The following is an 18,352-nucleotide window of genomic DNA, read 5'->3' on the forward strand; positions in this document are numbered from 1 at the left end:
GAGGCAAGCAGGGCTATCGCATATGAGAGCTTTTCCCTGCGGCCATCCTTCGAGACGCACGCGCTCAGGCGCGAGGCACGGGGCGCTACGTCATGGCTGCCGCGATCTGCTTCAGCCGTTCGGCCGTGCGCTCGTCGGCCGGAAAGAACGTCTCCAATGCCAGCTCCGACAGCGTGATGTCCACGGGCGTACCGAACACCATGGTGGTGGAGAAGAAACTAAGTATCTCGCCCTCGTGCCGCAGCTTGAAGGGAATGGCGACATTGTCGCTCGACAGCGGCGCCGAACGCGCCGGAATGGGATAGCTCTTCAGATCATTGTAGAGCTTGATCAACTCGGGATCGGCCGTGGCCTCGCATTGGCGGTGCAGCCGCTCCAGCAGATGGCCGCACCATTCCGCGAGATTGACCGTGCGAGGCGCCAGCGCCTCGGGATGGAACGCGAGCCGCAGCACGTTGAGGGGCTGGCCGAGCAGATGCGGCGGGACGCCTGCGAGCAGCGGTGCCACCATGCGATTGGCGGAGACCAGGTTCCAGTGCCTGTCCACCGCAAGCGCGGGGTTGGGCTCATGTGCTTTAAGCACCAGGTCGATCGCCCGGCGGGCTGATTTCAAGGCGGGATCCTCCAGCGTGCGCTGCGGGAACGCCGGCGCGAAACCGGCGGCGACCAGCAGCACGTTGCGTTCGCGCAAGGGCACGTCGAGGCGCTCGGCGAGCCTCAGCACCATGTCGCGCGAGGGCGCGGCGCGGCCGGTCTCGACGAAGCTCAGATGCCGCGCCGAGATCTCGGCTTCGCCCGCGAGATCGAGCTGGCTCATGCGGCGGCGCTGCCGCCATTCGCGCAAATGGTCGCCGATATGGACCGGCTGGCTGCGTTCGGTACGTGCCGTGGAAGCATGTGCGTTCATGACCCGAAACCTACCACGCGGGTTTCCGCCCTTCCATTACCCGCAAGGTAATCGAATTGGGGCGCAGACGCGCGCATCTTTGGTCGCAACAGGAGATGACCATGATCGCGCTGCTGCTCTATCGGACCATCGCAGACCACGTCTTGCCCTGGGCTACGGCCTTCGCGACCCGCATGCTGGCGCGCAGCCTCAACGTGCCGGAGCCGCTGGTGCATTCGACCGGCGACTATGTCGTCGCCCGGGTCATCGCCTTCGAGCACGGCGTCGGCAGGAGCCTCTGCCCGTTCCGCCTCGCCCGCCTCGCTCGCGCCTGGTGGCGCGGATTGCGCTGACTTCACCCCGACCCCACCCCAACCAAGGAGACCCAAGATGATCGAAGCATCCACCTTCCTGCGCCGCGCACTTCTCGCCGACGCCGTCTTCAGCGGCATCGCCGCGCTCGGCTTCACCTTCGGTGCAGGCGCGTTCGCGAGGCTGTTCAGTCTGCCGGACATGCTGCTGCTCGAAGCCGGCCTGTTCCTGATCGCCTACACCGCCCTGGTGGGTTGGCTCACCTCGCGGGCCACCGTGGCGAAACCGCTCGTTCTATTGATCGTGATCGGCAATGCGGCCTGGACGGTCGGCAGCATCGCATTGCTGCTTTCGGGCGCGGTGTCGCCGAACCTCGCCGGCGAGCTCATGGTCGTGGCGCAGGCGATCGCGACCGGCGTGTTCGCCGAGCTGCAATATGTGGGATTGCGGAAGAGCGGGAGCGTGGTGGCAGCGTGAGGCCTCACCACGTGCCATCGTCGCCCGGCTCGGCCGGGCGACGACAATTTCCAGAGACAATCAACCCATGCGGACAAGCTGCGGCGTGAGGATGGTTCGGTCCCGGCTCCGTGACACCTGAGCAGGAAGCGTGAGCTTGTTATGCCCTTGCGCGACCGACCTTGCCGGCGAAGTGCTTGCCGTTCAACTTCTTCTTTTTCGCCGTCGCGCTCTTCGTATCCGCCTTCTTGGCCTTGCGCTCGGCCCGCGCCTTCACCGTGGCGCGTTCGGCTCGCGCCTCGGCGCGCAGCTTCTTGCGCTTCCTCTCGCAGGAGTCGCACTTGCAGCCGATCGGCTTCAGATAGGCTTTGAAATAGTCGGTGCCGTAATCGTAGTTGATCTCCTCGCCCGGCTCGATGTTCTTGATGGCGCGGATGAAGACCTTGCGCTCGCGCGGCCGGACGTCGGATTCGGCGTTGGGCCGGCAGGAATGGTTGATGTAGCGGGCGAGGTTCTTGCGCACCGACCCGTCGATGGTCCAGCGGCCGTTGAGCTCGAACAGATATTTGTTCTCGATCTCGTCCTGCTCGGGAATCCTGGAATCCAGGATCGGTCCGAAATAGCGGATGATCCGGGTGCCCTTCTTGATCGGTTTGGTGGCGAAGAGGCCGAGCCCGGTCTTGGAACGGCCGACGCGATAGGGTTTGTTCGAGGATGTGGCTGGCATGATCAGGAGTACGAAGGCGCGAATGAGGCTGGAGGAGCCCAAGCGAAGCCGCTCTTCTAGAACGATTCCGCGCCGCTGTCAGGTGTCTGGCGGCGCTGTTTGAACCTTGCCCACAGTCAAGGCGTCTGATGGTACGAAGTTCCAGCTGCCTCGAAGTGTCATCATGATCCGTATGACCGCCCCATCGCTCACCGCGCTGCTGATCTGCGCCGGCCTCGGCTGCGCCAACGCCCAATCCGTGGGCAGCAGCTACACCTCGACGTCGCCGAAGGACTGCCGCCAGATCGGCAAGCCCAGCGACCTCGATGGCAGCACCACGCGGGTGTGTCCGGGCAAGGACGGGCTCGTGGTGCTGATCGCCGAGGATGATCTGCGCGAGATCGTCTCCGTCGGCCGCAATCGCAAGCAAGCGGCCGAGGAACCGGCAGCCGACGTCTGGTTCGCGCCGTTCAACTCATCGGAAAGCACCGTCGAATGGCGCACTGCCGGCGAAAAGCCGTTTGCGATCATCCAGCGCTGGCACATCGCGGACAACACCGATCCCGACAAGCAGGGACGGCCGAAGACCAAAGCCATGCTGGTGGTGACCCGGCTCCCGCCGGGCCCGGTCTGCCACGTCGCCTATGTCGACGCGATCGCCAACCCGGCTGCCAATGAGCTCGCCCGCAAGGCCGCGGACGATTTCGCCCGGGGCTTCACGTGCGGCAAGGACAAGGTGAAGATCATCGGCACAAGCGGGCGCGCCGTCGAGCTGGCCACGATGCGCTAGCCTCTCGCCTTGGCGCGGCGATAGACGCCTCACCATGGCGGGAGTTGCGTTGGGATCAGGGGCCCGTCGGCTTGCCAGTGATCGGCGCCGTCAGCATCGCCTCGAGCAGGCGTTCGGCAGTCGTCCCCTCAGGCAAGCGATCGAGGATGTCCTCGAGCCGCCCGTCGAGCAGCAGCATCGTGAAGCCGTGCACCATCGACCAGGCGCGCGCGATCGCCGCGCCCTGGGTCAGCGTCAGCGCGTCTTCGCTGATCTGCTCCTGCCGCATCATGCCGATCGCATTGGCAAGCCCCGCGAAGGACGCCTCGGCGGCCTCGTGCAGTGAGGGTCTCGAATAGTCGAGCCGCTCGGTGCGGAACATGATGCCGTACATGCCGGGATGCGCCTGCGCATAGGCAACATAGGCTTTCGGCCTCGCCAGCGCGCGTTCGAGCGGCGTTGTGGCGGCATCGCAGGCCGACGCCATCGCGGCGTTGAACTGGCGGAAGCCGACGGCGGCGAGCTCGCTGAGAAGCCCCGTGAGATCGCCGAAATGATGAGTGGGCGCGGCATGCGAGACGCCCGCCTCGCGCGCCACCGCGCGCAATGTCAGGCCGGCGAGCCCATCTCGCTCTAGCACGCGTTCGGCGGCCTTGAGCAGCGCCTCGCGCAGGGCACCGTGATGATAGGGTGTCTCGGTCCTCGCAGCCGCCGGGCGCCGTGCGGGACGCGCCTGCGCCTTCGCTGCCGACGATGTCTTTTTCGGAGTGCGCGGGTTACGCGCGGTTTCGCTCTTGCCCATGGGACAAGCTATATGACGCGATATTGACAGTGTAAAGATTTTGCTTGACCGGAACGGCAATCGGCATTATCTGATCTTTACGATGTAAAGATAGGGAGCAACGCCGTGCAGCAGGCCGCCGAGCGCCGCAACAATATCGCACCGATCCCGTTCGAGGCCGACGCGCCCTTCCTCAAGATCATCGGCGAATTGCCGCGCGAGCTGAACGGCACGCTCTACCGCAACGGTCCCAATCCGCAGTTCGAATCGCCCGGCGCGCACTGGTTCGTGGGCGACGGCATGCTGCACGCCTTCCATCTCGAAAACGGCCGCGCAAGCTATCGCAACCGATGGGTCCGCACGCCGAAATGGCTCGCCGAGCACGATGCCGGCCGGGCCCTGTTCGGCGGCTTCGGCCGCAAGCTGCCGGATGCACCGGCCAACCTCACCGATGGTGGCGTCGCCAACACCAACATCATCTTCCATGCCGGCAAGCTGCTCGCGCTGGAAGAAGCGCACCTGCCCACGGAGATCGAGCCGGGCACGCTGGCGACGCGCGGCTATCACAACTATCAGGGCCGCGTCGCCGGCAGTTTTACCGCGCATCCGAAGATCGATCCCGTCACGGGCGAACTGGTGTTCTTCGGCTACAACGCCGCGGGACCGTTGACGCCTGCCCTCTCCTACGGATCGATCGACGCATCCGGCAAGGCGACGCGCTTCGAGCGCTTCGAGGCGCCCTATGCCAGCATGGTGCACGATTTCATCGTCACCGAAAACCATGTGCTGTTTCCGATCCTCCCGATCACGGGCAGCATGGAGCGCGCGATGAGCGGACGGCCGCCCTATGCCTGGGAGCCGGACAAGGGCGCCTATGTCGGCGTGATGAAGCGCAGCGGCACCGCCAAGGACATCGTCTGGTTTCGCAGCGAGGCCTGTTACGTCTTCCACGTCATGAATGCGTGGGAAGACGGTCACCGCATCGTCGCCGACGTCATGCAGTTTGAGGAAGCGCCGCTGTTTCCGCATCCCGATGGCCGCCCCACCGATCCGGAGAAATCGCGGGCCCGCCACTGCCGCTGGACGTTCGATCTCGCAGGCAATACCGACCGCTTCCAGCAGACATACCTCGACGATCTCACCGGCGAATTCCCCCGCATCGACGACCGCCGCGCCGGACTGAAAAACCGACACGGCTGGTACGCCTGCGCCAATCCGAAACTGCCGATGTTCGGCGCGCTGTCGGGCATCGTGCATGTCGACGGCAACGGCCGAAGGCTCGGCCATTACCTGCTGCCGGCCGGCGACACCATCTCCGAACCGGTGTTCGTCGAGCGATCGAAAGATGCGGCCGAGGGCGACGGCTGGCTGCTGGCGGTGATCTGGCGGGCGCGTGAGAACCGCAGCGACCTCGCCGTGTTCAACGCCACCGATGTCGAGGCCGGCCCGGTCGCACTCGTCCAGCTCGGGCACCGTGTGCCCGACGGCTTTCACGGCAATTGGGTGGGCGCGGCGTAGCCATCATCGTCATTCCGGGGCGCGACGAAGTCGCGAACCATGATGCGCAATTGCGCCACCTAGTTCACGCTTGGCGTCGCCCCGGATGACGAAAAGAGGAGTTTCCCATGCACATGCCCTCGATCACCACGGGCTGCTTCGCCCTCCTCGCCCTCGCCTGCATCACGCTCGCCCTCCGAATGATCCGGCTGCGGCGGAGCAGCCACGCAATCTTCAACGGCGGCATCCTGTTCGCCGCCGGCCTTCTCATCGTCTCTGCGCTGCCGATCCTGTCGCGCCTGCCATGGGCGGAGCTAGCCGACGAATTGTCCGACCAAGTCGTTGCTGTACTTCACTTTTTGGAGGTCGCCTACGTCATTTTGACACTGTAAAGATTTTGCTTGACCCAAACCTCGTTCTTGAACTACTAATCTTTACATCGTAAAGATCGGCTTGACCGAGGCGACCCATGACGATTTTCGTGATCCTTGCGCCCTACGGCGCCTTCACTTTTCTGATGCTGGTGACCTCGGCCACTTCAAGCGTGTTCGCGGCTTCCGCGATCTGCCTCGGCACGGTCGCGATCGATGTCGCGCGCGGCCGCTCCGTGAAAATCCTCGCCGCGGGCTCGGCGATCTTATTCGCAGCGATCGGCCTTTACCTTGCGCTGATCGATCCCGCGCTCGGCACGCTCGGCGTCAAGCTGTCGGTCGACGTCGGCATCTTCGTCATCTCGCTGGGCTCGATGCTGATCCGCCGTCCCTTCACGCTGCAATATGCGCTCGAATCTGTGCCGACCGAGACCACGGCGATGCCCGGCTTTCTCCGCGCCAATTACATCATCACCGCCGCGTGGACGGCAGCCGCCCTGTTGATGACGGCCGCCAATCTCGTGCTGCTCTACGCCCCCGGCCTGCCGCTCTGGTCGAGCCTTGCGGTTGCTTTTGCCGCCCGCAACAGTGCGATTTACTTCACAAAGTGGTATCCCGAGCATTGCCAGATCAAGTACGGTACGCCTGCCCGCGCATTGCCCAATGCTCGCTGAACAGGATCGACGATGAAGGACGTATTCGCCCGCCTCGCCTCCGACCTCTTCTCCGCCATCGTCTTCCTGGTCGTCTATCTCATCACCGACAACGTCATCCTGGCGACGTCGGTGGCGATCGCCGGCGCGTTCGCGCAAGTGGTCTACGCCCGCATCAAGGGACAAGAGCTCAACTACATGACCTATGCGAGCCTCGCGCTCGTCGTCGTGCTGGGCACGGTCACGCTCTTGACCAATGATCCCCGCTTCATGCTGGCAAAGCCCGCGATCGCGCATTTCGCGATCGGCCTCATCATGCTCAAGCGCGGCTGGATGCTGCGCTACATGCCGCCGATCGTCGTCGAGACCGTTCCGGAATATGTGACGGCTGCGGGCTATGCCTGGGCGGCGCTAATGTTCGTGATCGGCGCCGGCGTGATCGTGGTCGCCTCCACAGGCGATCTGAAGCTGTGGGCGTTCTACCTCACGGTGGTCGCAGGCGGCGGCAAGATCCTGGCCTTTGCCGTGCAATACGTCGTCCTGCGCCTCATCGTCACCAGCCGCCGGCGTGCCGCCGCCCGCGCCTAAATGCCCTAAGCACGGTGCGATTGGGATGAATCGTCATCGCGCTTTAGGTCGTTGTTTAAGCATGATCTTTTCGGAAAACCGCTGCGCACTTTTCCGGATCATGCTTTTGCGCAGGGTTAGGCAGGAGCCGCAAGTTGGGCTATAGCCTCGCTCAGGACGGCCCGCGGATCGTCGCGGACCGCCGAAATCTGTTCGGGAGACGGGAATGGCCGTAGACGGCAACTGGAATCTGACGATGACGACGCCGATGGGCGAGCGCCAGGCGACGCTGACCCTGCTGAGTTCCGGCGGCACGCTGACAGGCACGCAGGGCGCAGAGGGCAACACCGCAGAGATCTTCGACGGCACCATCAGTGGCGACGCCGTCAACTGGAAGGTTTCCATCACCAATCCGATGCCGCTGACCCTCGAGTTCATCGGAAAGATCTCCGGCGACAGCATGAGCGGCGAGATGGGCATCGGCCCGATGGGCAGCTTTCCGTTTACGGGCGTACGGGCGTAACGCCGCGGCTTCGGCACATGCCCAACATCCGCCTCGTAGCGGCGACGTTGCTGTGTGTCGCAGCATCGGTGGCGGCGCACGCGGAAGACACCGAACCGGCGTGGCGCGCAAGCGCGCTCGCCATGGTGCCGCCAGGCTTTGTGGCCGGCACCGCCTATCGGACCGATGGCTCGACCCGTTATCTCGCCGTTGACCCCGCGAGATCGAATGATCCGAAGACGCCCGCAAGCGTGTTCGCCGCACGCCAGGCGCTCGTGGTTACGCTGACGGCGGATGGGGCGCGCGCAGTCTCGGCGGAGTTGAAGCCGCGCACCGGGCCCGATCCTGACAATGACGACACCGATTTCGCAAAGCTGCACGCCGATGTCGCCGCCAAGCGCGCCAGCCTGCCCGAAGGCACCGAGCCCTGCGATCTCGGCGCCTGGTCCATCGACAAGGACCCGGGCGGCCTCAATGTGCGCGCCGAGCCCTCAACGAAGGCCCGCGTGCTCGGCACATTGCCGCCGCCCTATCGGCTGAAGCTCGGCGGCAGCGAGAACACGCCCGAGGGTGGCTGGCTCACCGAATTCCGCATCATCGGTTTCAAGGATGGCTGGTTCCTGATCGAGGGCGCCAAACCGCCGGGCAAGGACTACGAGGACGAGAAGAGATATCCGCGCAGCGCGCCAAAGCCCTATGCCGGGCGCGGCTGGGTCGCCTCCAACAAGGTGGGTGCGGCCTATGCCAATGGCGCCACGCGCATGGGCGGGCTGTTCCAGGCACCCTTCGTCGATGCTAAATGGATGCCGGCGCAGCGCGAGCTCGGCGGCGCGCTCGACACCGACGGCGGCCCGAGGCGCATCTTCGCGTGCAGCGGCCTCTGGGGCCTCGTCGAGAGCCACGACGGCGTCCGCGGCTGGTGGCGCGCGCTGTGCTCGAACCAGGTCACGAATTGCAGTTAGGGCCGCGGAAGCTTCCGCATCGTCATAGCCGGGCTTGACCTTGGCTTGTCCCGGCCATCCACCGCCTTCCTCGCGGCACGAAGAACGTGGATGCCCGGGACAAGCCCGGGCATGACGGTCTCCTGCGAAGGCACATGTGACATCACTGCGCGCGTGCGCGGTATGTAAGGCTAGCCCAGGTTCAACTCCTTGAAGAAGTCGTTCCCCTTGTCATCGATGATGATGAACGCCGGAAAATCGACGACTTCGATGCGCCAGATCGCTTCCATGCCGAGCTCGGGATATTCGAGCACCTCGACCTTCTTGATGCAGTGCTCGGCGAGGTTCGCGGCGGCGCCGCCGATCGAGCCGAGATAGAAGCCGCCATATTTCTTGCAGGCCTCGCGCACGGCGGGCGCGCGGTTGCCCTTGGCCACCATCACCATCGATCCGCCGGCGGCCTGGAACTGGTCGACGAAGGAATCCATGCGGCCCGCAGTAGTCGGACCGAACGCGCCGGAGGCATAGCCCTCGGGAGTCTTGGCGGGGCCGGCATAGTAGACCGGGTGGTTCTTGAAATAGTCCGGCAGCGGCTCGCCCTTCTCCAGCCGCTCGCGCAGCTTGGCATGCGCGCTATCGCGCGCGACGATCATGGTCCCGGACATCGAGACGCGCGTCTTGATCGGATATTTCGAGAACGTCGCCAGGATGTCCTTCATCGGCTGGTTGAGGTCGATCTTGACGACCTCGCCGCCGAGCGACTGCTCGACCTGGGGCAAGTACTGCGCCGGGTTGTGCTCGAGCTCTTCTAGATAGACGCCGTCCTTGGTGATCTTGCCGAGCACCTGGCGGTCGGCAGAGCAGGACACGCCAAGCCCGATCGGGAGCGATGCGCCGTGGCGCGGCATACGGATCACGCGCACGTCGTGGCAGAAATATTTCCCGCCGAACTGCGCGCCGACGCCGAGCGACTGCGTCATCTCATGGATTTCCTTCTCCATCTCGACGTCGCGGAAGGCATTGCCGTCGGGCGAGCCGTGCGTCGGCAGCGCGTCGAGATAGCGCGCTGAGGCAAGCTTCACCGTCTTCATGCACAGCTCGGCCGAGGTGCCGCCGATCACGATGGCGAGGTGATAGGGCGGGCACGCCGCGGTGCCGAGCGTGAGGATCTTCTCCTTGAGGAAAGCGCGCAGCCGGTCCTTGGTCAGCACCGAGGGCGTCGCCTGGAACAGAAAGCTCTTGTTGGCGGAGCCGCCGCCCTTCGCCATGAACATGAACTTGTAGGCATCATCGCCCTCGGCGTAGATCTCGCACTGCGCCGGCATGTTGTTGGCGGTATTCTTCTCCTCGTACATCGAGAGCGGCGCGACCTGCGAGTAACGCAGATTGCGCCGGAGATACGCGTCGCGCGCGCCTTCCGACAGCGCGGCCTCGTCGTCACCGTCGGTGATGACGTTGCACCCCTTCTTGCCCATGATGATCGCGGTGCCGGTGTCCTGGCACATCGGCAGCACGCCGCCGGCCGCGATGTTAGCGTTCTTCAGGAAGTCGAGCGCAACGAACTTGTCGTTCGGGCTCGCCTCGCCGTCCTCCAGGATCGCGCGGAGCTGCTTCAGATGCCCGGGCCGCAGGTAATGGTTGATGTCGCCAAAAGCCGCCTCCGACAGCGCCCGCAACGCCTCGCGCGACACCACCAGCATGTCCTTGCCGAGGACCTTCTCGACCCTGACGCCCTCGGACGAAATCTTCTTGTAGGGCGTCTCGTCCTTGCCCAGCGGGAACAGCGGGGTGTGCTTGTAGGGCGGAACGGGCTTGGACTGATCGGGAAAGGCGGTGGGAGCGTTCATGGGGCGGATCTCGGGTTTCGGGGCCTCGCGGGCCTCTAGGCATAGAAGGGTTCTAAGCGCATTTTGGCCAGAAAAGAAAGGGAGCGGTGCGCATGGGAGAGGCTGGCCGGGCTCGGGAAGGCATTGGCACAGCTCGTGGAAATGCCTCCGCCCGCCCTTGCGCTTCGGGCCCGCCGACGCTTGAATGCGCGCGCTAAGGGGCTTTTCATCATGACATTGAACTTGAACGTCCGCGGCGCGATCCTGGTCGCCGCCGCCATCGCCGGCCTTGTGGCCCTCGCCTCACCCGCGCGCGCCGACCGCTGCGACGACAGCGCCAAGGAGCTTGCAAACCAGGTCGATCGCCTGAAGGTGAATTTCCGGGCGGCCAACGTCGTCTACATGACGCACCCGGCGGCCAAGGAACTGTCCGTCGCCTGCCGCGGCGACAAGTACTCGATCGAGCTCTATGCCAAAGGTGATCGCAAGCCCAAGCCGGAGTTCTATGCGCTGGTGGGATCGATGGCCGCGATCGTCTTCACCGTGACGAAGGACGACACGACGACGGGCGCGACACGCTGCCTGAAGCGGATGGGCCTGTTGCGCGGCGACAAGGTCAGCATGCGCTATCGCCGGCTCAACATGGAATGCACCCGCTCCAAGACGGAGGCTTCCATCGCGATCACCCGCGGCAAGGACGAATAGGCGGGGCGCAGCCCCGCTCTCGCTGCGGACACGATGCGCATGTGGCGCGACGCAACTCGCCACATGGTCCGTCATTGCGAGCGAAGCGAAGCAATCCGGAAGTCCATCGGCAGAAGCAGCCTGGATCGCTTCGTCGCAAGAGCCCCTCGCGATGGCGAGGAGAGGTCTCGTCGTTTCACGCAGACCGGCACGTGACGCTGAAAAGCAGCCCATCCCACCGCACCATTCCCTCGCATTTTAGCGATTGGCTTGAAGGAAATTTCGCTCCTCGCGGGGCAGGCTGAATTGTTTCCATATGTGAGGATTTGTGGATGAAGGTTTCCACCGTGGCGCCCCCGCCGATCGCGATCGTGGTCCCTAACTACGACACGACCAAGCAGCAGGACGACCAGACCAAGGTCAAGGACGAGGATCCGACCTTCAAGCCGCAACCGCCCGCGCCCCTGCCGCCGGGCCAGGGCACGCGGATCGATCAGCTCGCCTGATCAGGCTTGCCACGGCTGAAGCGCCCGATCCGGTCGATCGGGCCTTTCGCGCGTCCGGCCGCATCTTTGCCGGATAGTTGCACCAATATCGTGCGCCGCTCACCCGGGACCTGCGCATGATCGCACGCCTGCTGTTGCAGAACACGGTCTTCGTCGTCGCAATGGGCGCGGTGCTGTTCGCATGCGCCGGAACACTGCAGTGGCCGTCGGCCTGGACGTTCCTCGCCACCTCCGCGCTCCTCGGCCCGCTCTGCGGCTGGTGGCTCTACCGGATCGATCCGGCGCTGCTGGCCGAACGTCTGCGGCCGGTGCTGCAAAAGGATCAGCCCGCCGCGGACAAGATGTTCATGACGGCCTTCGTGTTCGCGATGCTGGCCTGGCTGGTCGTGATGGGGCTTGACCGGCGCCTTCAATCCTCCGACGTGCCGACTACGTTGCAGGCGCTCGGCCTCGTGCTGTTTCTGGCCTCGACACTGTTCATCATGTGGGTCTTCCGCGAGAACTCATTCGCCGCCCCAGTGGTGAAGCTGCAGACCGAGCGTGCGCAGCACGTGATCTCGACCGGTCCCTATGCCCATGTCCGCCATCCCATGTACAGCGGCATGGTGCTGTTCTTCGCCGGCCTGCCGTTGCTGCTGGGGTCGTGGTGGGGACTTGCGATGCTGCCGCTCTTCATCGCCTTGCTCGCGGTCCGCATCTCCATCGAGGAGCGCACGCTGCGCGAGGGCCTGCCGGGCTATACCGAATATGCGGCGCAGGTACACTATCGCCTCCTCCCCGGCGTCTGGTGAGGGCTGATCATTGTCCCGTCCGGACCGGCTAACCATCCAACTCGCGGTAGCGGCGGAAGATACCCTGCTCGTTGAAGGGAATGCGGCGCTCGCTTTCGAGATAGGCCTTGATGTTCGGCCGCGCGGCGATGCGATCGTGCAGACCGACAAGGCCGGGGACATCCGCTTCGAACGCCTTCATGCGCCTGGGGAAGGCATAGCGCAGCCCGTCGACGATCTGGAATAGCGAGAGATCGACGTAGGTCAGGCGGCGACCGGTGACATAGGTGCCGCCGCTCCCCTCGAGAAGCCGCTCGAAATAGCCGAGATATTTCGGCACGCGCTCTTCCCAGAAGTCGGCCGTGCGCTTTTTCGCCGGTGCCTTCTGGTCCTCATAATAGAGCGAGGGTCCGAGCGGATGATGGGTGTCGTGGATCTCGACGACGAAGTCCGTGATCGTGAGCTGAAGCTGGTGCACCCAGAGCCTGCCGGCTTCCGTCTTCGGCGCAAGCCCATGGCGGGCACCGAGAAAGAGCAGGATGTTGGCGGTCTGGCCGATGACGAGCTTGCCTGCTTTCAGGAACGGCGGCGCAAAAGGCGGCGTGCCCTCGTGCGCATCCATCATCTTCATCATCGCGGCAGTCCCGCGCGGACCGCGCGCGACATCGACGTAAGCGGCCCCCGCCTCCTCCAGCGCCAGCCGCACATATTCGCCGCGGCCCTGGATCTCGGGCCAGTAATAGAGCTCGTATTTCATGGGAGGGGATCCGTGCACGTGGAGCGACGGAACCAATGTATCACTCGCCGCAAGGTTCCGTCAGCGCCGCAGCGACGGCTGGCGCTAAACACTCCGTCATTGCGTGCGCAGCGAAGCAATCCGGAGTCGTTCCGCGGAAGGGATTCCGGATTGCTTTGCAATGCTCGCACTGGCGCGAAGAGAGCGGTGGGCCCAACGAAAAGGGCGCCGTGCCCGAGGCACGACGCCCTTCCTCGCAAACCGCTTGCGATCAGTTGGTCTGCTGGATCGCCGACAATTCCCAGCCGCTGCCCGGCCTGCGGGCAAACGTCCAGATCTCGGTCGCCTCGCCCGGCTGCTCGCTGCCGGCAACGATGGCGCCGGTGTTGCGTTCGACCGTCTTGTCGGTGAGCGCGAAGCGCAGCGCCACCGTGGCGTATTCGGTCTCGCCTTCCCGCCAGGCTTCCGCGAGGTCGCCCTGCAGCAGCTTGACGTCGGTCACCTTGTTGACGACGTTGCGCGCACGGTTCTGGGCAAGGTCCTGCTCGAAATAGGAGACCATTTCCGGCGTCGCGAGCGTGTGCAGCTTGGCCACGTCCTCGTTCGACCAGGCGGTCTGAACCTCGCCGAGCAGACGCTCGAACGCCTCATAGTCGTCCGGCTTGATCTCGAGCGGCGCGTTGTTGGCACCGAAGCCGAAGCCGCCAAGACCACCGGCAAGACCGCTGCGATGGCTCGTCTGCGGTCCAGGCGCTGCGCCTGCATCAGCATTTGCATTGGCATAAGCCGCCCGCGGGGCGTGACGGCGCTGCCACCACGACATGGCCAGCCGCACCACCAGCACAACGAGCGCGATCTGGATGATCAGGCCGAGGATCGAGGACAGGCCGCCGAGGCCGCCGAACAGGCCGCCGCCGAACAGCATGCCGAGCAGGCCAGCGCCGAGGAAGCCGGCCGCAAGGCCGCCCATGAAGCCGCCAGCCCGGCCGAACAGGCCGCCGCGCGCAGGCGCGGAGGCAGCCGAATTCATGCCTGCGCCCGGCTGGGTGTAGGTGCGATTGAACTGCGAGGTCGAGCCCGGCGCGGTCGTGGTCGACGGCGGGGCCGAATAGGAGCGCGAACCGCGCGAACCCGACGACATGCCGCCGCCGGCGCGCGCGTCGGCGGACGAGATCGCGAGTGCAGTCGGCAGCGCAAGCGCCAGCACGACGGCGATCGCCTTGAAGAGACTGCGGGAGCGTAGCGAGAAAGTCATGTGCGTTTCCCAAATCCCCGGCATGGGGACGTGCGCTTAAGATGGGCAGACTTCCCGAAAAGTGAAGCCGGTTTCGGAGCCCGTGACTGCGGCCCTCAGTCGCGGGGATGTGGCAAAAGCCCATATTTGGCGTGGGCTTGGCCGGGCGTGGCAGGGAACCGTGGCCGCGGGTTACCGGCGCTCTTTCGACGAAAATTCCGCTTTTTCCCTCTCATTGCGTGCGCAGCGGAAGCAATCCAGAATCTCTCCGAGAGAGCAGCCTGAATTGCTTCGTCGCAACGGCTCCTCGCAGTGACGGCATCGAGGCTCTCACCCCTGCTTCGTCATCGTCTCCTTTACCGCCGCCACGAGCTGGCTGAGCGTGAAGGGCTTCGGCAGGAAGTCGAATTGCTGGCCTTCGGGCAGGCTCTTCTCGAACGCGTCCTCGGCATAGCCCGAGACGAAGATGAACTTGATGTCGGGGTTCTTTTCCCGCATCGCCTTCAGCAGCGTCGGGCCGTCCATTTCGGGCATCACGACGTCGGAGACGACGAGATCGATTGCGCCGCTCTGCTCCTCCAGCATCTCCATGGCCTCGACGCCGTTCTCGGCCTCGACCACCGTGTAGCCGCGCGAGCGCAGGCCGCGGGCGTTGAGCGCGCGCAGGCCCTCCTCGTCCTCGACCAGCAGGATGGTGCCCTGCCCGGTGAGATCGGTGCGCGGCTTGGCCTCGGCGGGCGCGGCTTCCTTCGCGACGCCGCCGGTCGCGCTGGCCGCGGCTGCCGGCTGCTCGACCTGCACGTCCTGCTCGGCGTGATGGCGCGGCAGGAAGATATGGAACGAGGTGCCCTGCCCCGGCTCGGAATCGACATAGATGAAGCCGCCGGTCTGCTTGACGATGCCGTAGACGGTGGAGAGCCCGAGGCCGGTGCCCTTGCCCACTTCCTTCGTCGAGAAGAACGGCTCGAAGATCTTGTCGCGGATGTCGGCGGGAATGCCGGTGCCGGTGTCGGCGACCTCGATCCGGACATAATCCGCAGCCGGCATGCCCTTGTAGGCGAGCTTCGCGGCGTCGTCGGTGGTGACGTTGGCGGTGCGGATGATCAGCTTGCCGCCATCGGGCATGGCGTCGCGCGCGTTCACCGCGAGATTGACGATCACCTGCTCGAACTGGGAGACATCGACCTTCACCGGCCAGAGGTCGCGGCCGTGGACGAGGTCGAGCTTGACCTTCTCGCCGATCAGCCGGCGCAGCAGCATGGTGAGATCGGACAGCGCGTCGCCGAGATCGAGCACCTGCGGCCGCAGCGTCTGGCGGCGCGAGAATGCGAGCAGCTGCCGCACCAGGGTCGCGGCGCGCGTCGCGTTCTGCTTGATCTGCATGATGTCCTGGAACGACGGGTCGGTCGGCTTGTGCGCGTTCAGCAGGAAGTCGTTCGCCATCATGATGGCGGACAGCACGTTGTTGAAGTCGTGGGCGATGCCGCCGGCGAGCTGGCCGACCGTCTCCATCTTCTGGGACTGGTTGATCTGGTTCTCCAGCGCGCGCCGCTCGGTGGTCTCGAGCATGTGCACGATGGCGGCTTCCGCCTCGTTCTCGGCCGTATCGACCGGCGTGACGAAGAACTGGCCCCAGCGCTCCTTGCCCCCCTCCAGCGCCACCTCGACCGGCGCGATGTCGGCCTTGCCCTCGGCGGCCTGGTTGATGGCGGCGATCAAAAGCTGCCGGTCGCGCGAGCTGACCGCGCGGAAGATCGACTTGCTGGCACTGTCGAGCCCGAGCGCCTGTCCGAGCTTGGCATAGCGCGCATTGGCTCGCACGACATTGCCGGCGCGATCGACGGTCGCGATCGCCATCGGCGTGTGGTCGAAAAAGCGCATGAAGCGCACTTCGGCGGCGCGGTCGGGGTCGCTGCGCTCGTCGCGGGCGCGGCTGATCACGAGCGTGCGCGACGGCCCTGGCGCACCGTCGGCGCCGAAGGCGAGCTTGTGATAGAGCCGCACCGGCATGGTCTTGCCGGTGCGCATGCGCAGGTCGATGTCGAAAACCTCGGTCTTCACCTCGCCCGGCACCGCCACGATCGAGGTCAGCAGCGAGGCGCCGTCGCCGGAGACGATGTCGGTGAGCTTGAGGCCGCCCGAACCGATCTCGGCGAGATCGTAGTCGAGCCAGTTCGCCAGCGTCGCATTGACATAGGCGAGCTCTCCGACCGGATTGACCGAGAAGAAGCCGCACGGCGCGTGATCGAGATATTCGATCGCGTGCTGGAGCTCCTGGAATACGTCCTCCTGGCGTTCGCGGTCCCGGGTGATGTCGGCGATCGACCACACCGCGTATTTCGCCTCGCGCTTTCCGGTGCCGAGCGGGCGCACCCGCATGCGCAACCAGCGGCCCTGGCTGCCGTCTTGGCCGGAGATGCGCACCTCTTCCTGCTGCCGCTTTCCTTCGCGGGCGGCCTTGAGCAGGCGGAACACCGCTTCGGAGACATCAGGGTTGCCGATGAAGACACGCTCGACAGGACGCACGTCCTGGGGGCCGCTGGCGCCGGTCAGCGTCAGATAGGCGGCGTTGGAATAAACCACGTGTCCGCGCGCATCGGTGACTGCGAGCCCGTCGAACGCGTGATCGGAGATGTGGCCAATGATGGGATCATCGAGATTGCGGTCCGCGAAGCGGATGATGCCGGCGGCGAAGGCGAACAGGTTGAACAGGCCGACCATCGCCAGCACGGCGAGGATGCCCAGGATATAGGGCTGCGCCTGCGCGCGCCCGAGCGTCATCAGCCCGACGGCGACCGCGACGAGGCCGGCGGCCACCAGCAGCACCAGCGCAATGCTGCCCGAGCGCGGCGACGGCTCGTGCGCCGCAACGGGCTCGCGTGTGAGGTCGTGGTCGGTCTCAGCAGTCATCTCGAGCTGGCGCAGCCTGTCGGCAGAGAATCAACGCGTTACGGGGCGCGTGGGGTCCTCCCTGCCTGAATCGGACCCAAAGGTGCAAGGGCAGCAGCGGCGAAAGGTACGCTGATTCCCAGATTACGGCCATTTCCGGTATTTTTCGGGTGTTTTATCCCCGCCCGGCGCTGAATCCGCGCCTCAGCCGCATGACGTAGCCGATGACTTCGGCGACCGCATGATAGTGCTCGGTCGGGATTTCCTGGTCGATGTCGACGGTAGCGTAGAGCGCCCGGGCCAGCGGAACGTTCTCCACGATCGGGATATCGTGCTCGCGCGCGATCTCCCGGATCTTGAAGGCGAGGTTGTCGACGCCCTTGGCGACGCAGATCGGCGCGGACATGCCCCGCTCGTAGGACAGCGCCACCGAATAGTGGGTCGGGTTGGTGATGATCACCGAGGCCTTGGGAACCGCCGCCATCATGCGCTTCTTGGCGCGCTGCTGCCGCAACTGCCTGATCTTGCCCTTGATGTGCGGGTCACCTTCGGATTGCTTGAATTCTTCCTTGATCTCCTGAAGCGACATCTTCTGCCGCTGGAACCAGCTTCGGTACTGGAAGAAGTAATCGGCGATGGCGACGATCGCGAGCGCCGCGACCACCGCTCCGAGCAGATGAATGGTCATGCTGGTGGTCGCGCCGAGCATGGCGGCCGGATCGAGCCGGACCATCGCCTCCATGCGGTGCCGCTCCGGCCACAGGATCATGGTCATGACCGCGCCGAGCAAGACCAGCTTGCCGATGCCTTTGAGAAAATTGGCGGCCGCCTGCTTGCCGAAGATGCGCTTGAAGCCGGCGCCGGGCGAAATCTTGTTGAATTTGGGTTTCAGGGATTCGGCCGACCACACCAGGCGGTGCTGGAGCATGTTGCCGGCAATCGCCGCCAGCATCAGCATCAAGAGGGGGACGCCGACGGCCGCGAGCACGACGAATTCGATCTGCTGCATCAGCGCGAGCAGAGCCTTGCCGTCGGTCTTGATCATCCAGGAATTGGCGAGCAGGTTGCGCATCGGCGTCAGCAGCCCGCTGCCGACCGAGCCCGAGAAGGTCGAGACCACGAGCGTGCCGCCCGCCATCATGAACCAGGTGTTGATCTCCTGGCTCTTGGCGACGTCGCCGCGTTCGAGCGCATCGTCGAGGCGCTTTTGCGTCGGGTCTTCTGTTTGACTCTCGGGATCGTTGTCTTCCGCCATCGACCGATCCC

General features: G+C 65.0%; 20 protein-coding genes. 12 read left to right on the forward strand and 8 right to left on the reverse strand.

The annotated features are described in order from the left end of the window. Positions 1-85 precede the first annotated feature (85 nt). Entirely contained in the window at positions 86-907 is an 822-nt protein-coding gene (locus ABIA42_RS20015) for a helix-turn-helix domain-containing protein (protein WP_370122042.1), read from the reverse strand. A gap of 101 nt (positions 908-1,008) precedes the next feature. Between ABIA42_RS20015 and ABIA42_RS20020 the strand changes: the two genes are divergently transcribed. Together ABIA42_RS20020 and ABIA42_RS20025 are read left to right on the forward strand one after the other, a co-directional pair. Next, positions 1,009-1,239, forward strand: a complete 231-nt coding sequence (locus tag ABIA42_RS20020; RefSeq protein ID WP_271533084.1) for a hypothetical protein — start codon at positions 1,009-1,011, stop codon at positions 1,237-1,239. 37 nt (positions 1,240-1,276) lie between these two features. Then, positions 1,277-1,675, forward strand: coding sequence for a hypothetical protein (locus ABIA42_RS20025; RefSeq protein WP_370122037.1), 399 nt, complete (start codon positions 1,277-1,279; stop codon positions 1,673-1,675). A gap of 139 nt (positions 1,676-1,814) precedes the next feature. Here ABIA42_RS20025 and ABIA42_RS20030 read toward each other — a convergent pair whose 3' ends face one another. Then, a complete protein-coding gene (locus ABIA42_RS20030; RefSeq protein WP_271533719.1) occupies positions 1,815-2,381 on the reverse strand; it encodes an SET domain-containing protein in 567 nt (188 codons plus the stop codon). 163 nt (positions 2,382-2,544) lie between these two features. On the opposite strand from ABIA42_RS20030, the gene ABIA42_RS20035 reads away from it, so the two are divergent. Continuing rightward, positions 2,545-3,150, forward strand: coding sequence for a hypothetical protein (locus ABIA42_RS20035; RefSeq protein ID WP_370122034.1), 606 nt, complete (start codon positions 2,545-2,547; stop codon positions 3,148-3,150). Positions 3,151-3,205: 55 nt separating this feature from the next. On the opposite strand, the gene ABIA42_RS20040 is transcribed toward ABIA42_RS20035, so the two are convergent. Then, positions 3,206-3,931 (reverse strand): TetR/AcrR family transcriptional regulator, encoded by a 726-nt coding sequence (locus tag ABIA42_RS20040; RefSeq protein ID WP_271533089.1) that lies wholly within the window; start codon positions 3,929-3,931, stop codon positions 3,206-3,208. Positions 3,932-4,036: 105 nt separating this feature from the next. On the opposite strand from ABIA42_RS20040, the gene ABIA42_RS20045 reads away from it, so the two are divergent. From ABIA42_RS20045 to ABIA42_RS20070, 6 genes are all read left to right on the forward strand, one after another. After that, a complete protein-coding gene (locus ABIA42_RS20045; protein ID WP_370122031.1) occupies positions 4,037-5,428 on the forward strand; it encodes a carotenoid oxygenase family protein in 1,392 nt (463 codons plus the stop codon). A 107-nt stretch (positions 5,429-5,535) separates the two neighbouring features. Next, positions 5,536-5,799: a hypothetical protein gene (locus tag ABIA42_RS20050; protein ID WP_370122028.1), complete on the forward strand. Its 264-nt coding sequence runs from the start codon at positions 5,536-5,538 to the stop codon at positions 5,797-5,799. 77 nt (positions 5,800-5,876) lie between these two features. After that, positions 5,877-6,452 carry a hypothetical protein gene (locus ABIA42_RS20055; protein WP_370122025.1) on the forward strand — a complete coding sequence of 192 codons (576 nt, stop codon included), beginning with the start codon at positions 5,877-5,879 and terminating at the stop codon, positions 6,450-6,452. Between the two features lie 12 nt (positions 6,453-6,464). Then, positions 6,465-7,019 carry an inner membrane-spanning protein YciB gene (locus ABIA42_RS20060; protein WP_028181201.1) on the forward strand — a complete coding sequence of 185 codons (555 nt, stop codon included), beginning with the start codon at positions 6,465-6,467 and terminating at the stop codon, positions 7,017-7,019. 205 nt (positions 7,020-7,224) lie between these two features. After that, positions 7,225-7,521, forward strand: coding sequence for a hypothetical protein (locus ABIA42_RS20065; protein ID WP_370122022.1), 297 nt, complete (start codon positions 7,225-7,227; stop codon positions 7,519-7,521). 17 nt (positions 7,522-7,538) lie between these two features. Further along, entirely contained in the window at positions 7,539-8,462 is a 924-nt protein-coding gene (locus tag ABIA42_RS20070) for an SH3 domain-containing protein (RefSeq protein ID WP_370122019.1), read from the forward strand. 170 nt (positions 8,463-8,632) lie between these two features. Here ABIA42_RS20070 and ABIA42_RS20075 read toward each other — a convergent pair whose 3' ends face one another. Further along, positions 8,633-10,288 carry a fumarate hydratase gene (locus ABIA42_RS20075; RefSeq protein ID WP_370122016.1) on the reverse strand — a complete coding sequence of 552 codons (1,656 nt, stop codon included), beginning with the start codon at positions 10,286-10,288 and terminating at the stop codon, positions 8,633-8,635. Between the two features lie 210 nt (positions 10,289-10,498). Between ABIA42_RS20075 and ABIA42_RS20080 the strand changes: the two genes are divergently transcribed. The 3 genes from ABIA42_RS20080 (at position 10,499) to ABIA42_RS20090 (ending at position 12,248) form a co-directional block, all read left to right on the forward strand. Further along, positions 10,499-10,972 carry a hypothetical protein gene (locus ABIA42_RS20080; RefSeq protein WP_271533103.1) on the forward strand — a complete coding sequence of 158 codons (474 nt, stop codon included), beginning with the start codon at positions 10,499-10,501 and terminating at the stop codon, positions 10,970-10,972. Between the two features lie 311 nt (positions 10,973-11,283). After that, complete coding sequence (locus ABIA42_RS20085; protein WP_194393053.1) at positions 11,284-11,457, forward strand: hypothetical protein; 174 nt, start codon at positions 11,284-11,286, stop codon at positions 11,455-11,457. A 116-nt stretch (positions 11,458-11,573) separates the two neighbouring features. Beyond that, positions 11,574-12,248, forward strand: a complete 675-nt coding sequence (locus tag ABIA42_RS20090; protein WP_370122011.1) for an isoprenylcysteine carboxylmethyltransferase family protein — start codon at positions 11,574-11,576, stop codon at positions 12,246-12,248. A 28-nt stretch (positions 12,249-12,276) separates the two neighbouring features. Here the strand turns inward: ABIA42_RS20090 and ABIA42_RS20095 are convergent, their stop codons facing one another. The 4 genes from ABIA42_RS20095 to flhB form a co-directional block, all read right to left on the reverse strand. Then, positions 12,277-12,984, reverse strand: a complete 708-nt coding sequence (locus ABIA42_RS20095; protein ID WP_370122008.1) for a glutathione S-transferase — start codon at positions 12,982-12,984, stop codon at positions 12,277-12,279. Between the two features lie 250 nt (positions 12,985-13,234). After that, positions 13,235-14,242: a Tim44 domain-containing protein gene (locus ABIA42_RS20100; protein ID WP_370143627.1), complete on the reverse strand. Its 1,008-nt coding sequence runs from the start codon at positions 14,240-14,242 to the stop codon at positions 13,235-13,237. Positions 14,243-14,527: 285 nt separating this feature from the next. Next, entirely contained in the window at positions 14,528-17,107 is a 2,580-nt protein-coding gene (gene cckA / locus ABIA42_RS20105) for a cell cycle histidine kinase CckA (protein ID WP_271533111.1), read from the reverse strand. A 154-nt stretch (positions 17,108-17,261) separates the two neighbouring features. Beyond that, positions 17,262-18,341, reverse strand: a complete 1,080-nt coding sequence (flhB, locus tag ABIA42_RS20110; RefSeq protein ID WP_370122004.1) for a flagellar biosynthesis protein FlhB — start codon at positions 18,339-18,341, stop codon at positions 17,262-17,264. Positions 18,342-18,352: the final 11 nt, after the last annotated feature.

This window comes from Bradyrhizobium sp. USDA 327 (assembly GCF_041262065.1).
GTDB classification, from domain to species: domain Bacteria; phylum Pseudomonadota; class Alphaproteobacteria; order Rhizobiales; family Xanthobacteraceae; genus Bradyrhizobium; species Bradyrhizobium liaoningense.

Coding starts and splice junctions, on each gene's coding strand:
- ABIA42_RS20085 (WP_194393053.1), top strand. CDS start 11,284: ATGAAGGTTTCCACCGTGGCGCCCCCGCCGATCGCGATCGTGGTCCCT.
- ABIA42_RS20050 (WP_370122028.1), top strand. CDS start 5,536: ATGCACATGCCCTCGATCACCACGGGCTGCTTCGCCCTCCTCGCCCTC.
- ABIA42_RS20060 (WP_028181201.1), top strand. CDS start 6,465: ATGAAGGACGTATTCGCCCGCCTCGCCTCCGACCTCTTCTCCGCCATC.
- ABIA42_RS20095 (WP_370122008.1), bottom strand. CDS start 12,984: ATGAAATACGAGCTCTATTACTGGCCCGAGATCCAGGGCCGCGGCGAA.
- ABIA42_RS20020 (WP_271533084.1), top strand. CDS start 1,009: ATGATCGCGCTGCTGCTCTATCGGACCATCGCAGACCACGTCTTGCCC.
- ABIA42_RS20055 (WP_370122025.1), top strand. CDS start 5,877: ATGACGATTTTCGTGATCCTTGCGCCCTACGGCGCCTTCACTTTTCTG.
- ABIA42_RS20080 (WP_271533103.1), top strand. CDS start 10,499: ATGACATTGAACTTGAACGTCCGCGGCGCGATCCTGGTCGCCGCCGCC.
- ABIA42_RS20015 (WP_370122042.1), bottom strand. CDS start 907: ATGAACGCACATGCTTCCACGGCACGTACCGAACGCAGCCAGCCGGTC.
- ABIA42_RS20070 (WP_370122019.1), top strand. CDS start 7,539: ATGCCCAACATCCGCCTCGTAGCGGCGACGTTGCTGTGTGTCGCAGCA.
- ABIA42_RS20090 (WP_370122011.1), top strand. CDS start 11,574: ATGATCGCACGCCTGCTGTTGCAGAACACGGTCTTCGTCGTCGCAATG.
- ABIA42_RS20030 (WP_271533719.1), bottom strand. CDS start 2,381: ATGCCAGCCACATCCTCGAACAAACCCTATCGCGTCGGCCGTTCCAAG.
- flhB (WP_370122004.1), bottom strand. CDS start 18,341: ATGGCGGAAGACAACGATCCCGAGAGTCAAACAGAAGACCCGACGCAA.
- cckA (WP_271533111.1), bottom strand. CDS start 17,107: ATGACTGCTGAGACCGACCACGACCTCACACGCGAGCCCGTTGCGGCG.
- ABIA42_RS20100 (WP_370143627.1), bottom strand. CDS start 14,242: ATGCCGGGGATTTGGGAAACGCACATGACTTTCTCGCTACGCTCCCGC.
- ABIA42_RS20065 (WP_370122022.1), top strand. CDS start 7,225: ATGGCCGTAGACGGCAACTGGAATCTGACGATGACGACGCCGATGGGC.
- ABIA42_RS20040 (WP_271533089.1), bottom strand. CDS start 3,931: ATGGGCAAGAGCGAAACCGCGCGTAACCCGCGCACTCCGAAAAAGACA.
- ABIA42_RS20025 (WP_370122037.1), top strand. CDS start 1,277: ATGATCGAAGCATCCACCTTCCTGCGCCGCGCACTTCTCGCCGACGCC.
- ABIA42_RS20075 (WP_370122016.1), bottom strand. CDS start 10,288: ATGAACGCTCCCACCGCCTTTCCCGATCAGTCCAAGCCCGTTCCGCCC.
- ABIA42_RS20035 (WP_370122034.1), top strand. CDS start 2,545: ATGATCCGTATGACCGCCCCATCGCTCACCGCGCTGCTGATCTGCGCC.